The organism is Chryseobacterium sp. C39-AII1, from assembly GCF_039672645.1.
In the GTDB taxonomy this organism is placed as follows: domain Bacteria; phylum Bacteroidota; class Bacteroidia; order Flavobacteriales; family Weeksellaceae; genus Chryseobacterium.
Genome location: NZ_JBDFPQ010000046.1, coordinates 1 through 631, shown reverse-complemented (window position 1 = coordinate 631; position 631 = coordinate 1). Strand labels below are relative to the sequence as shown.

1 protein-coding gene is annotated in these 631 nt (G+C 40.9%); it reads right to left on the bottom strand.

Going from position 1 to position 631, the window contains the following annotated elements:
- A partial coding sequence (locus ABEG63_RS21520) for a hypothetical protein (RefSeq protein ID WP_346587490.1) occupies positions 1-631 on the bottom strand: 631 nt, incomplete at both ends.

Here is a 631-nt window from a genome sequence, read left to right as displayed (position 1 = left end):
TGATGTCTTCAATCTTTTTGTTACCGTTCTCTACCGAAACTAAAGTTCCCTCTGCAAAGCAGATTTTGATCAATCCATTGGTTATTTTACCCATAGGACCACAAAGATATCTGCTGAAATTTCCGGCTCTCCAACCGGCAGCGATTAAACCTTCTCCTGCGAATGATAAAGGAACATCTATAAATAAGAACTGCTCAAATTCTGCAACTCCTTGAGACGCTTTAGAATGTGCAATTCCCCATCCCAGATTGGCACTGTTCACATCATAATTCCAGCTGTTTAAAGCACCGGAGATTTTGCTGGAAAGAAGCAAGCTATTGTAGCCTTTATTACCAACCCTTCCGGTCATAACGACTTCCTGAAGAACAACATCTAACGCTGTATTAAGACTAAGATAACTGCCGTCATATCCTAAATTTATATTTTCCGAACTGGTAAAGCTTGCACCTGTATTAGACCAACTACCTCCTAATCCATACATCTTATCTATAAGAGCATCTACAGAACCTCCAGATCCAGATCCAGATCCAGCCTGTCCACCCCCTGCATCCGCAGCGAAATACATTCCATGAGAACCTCCCATTCCATTATAACTTGAGAGAGAAGAATTTGGATCAAAATCTCCATTAAA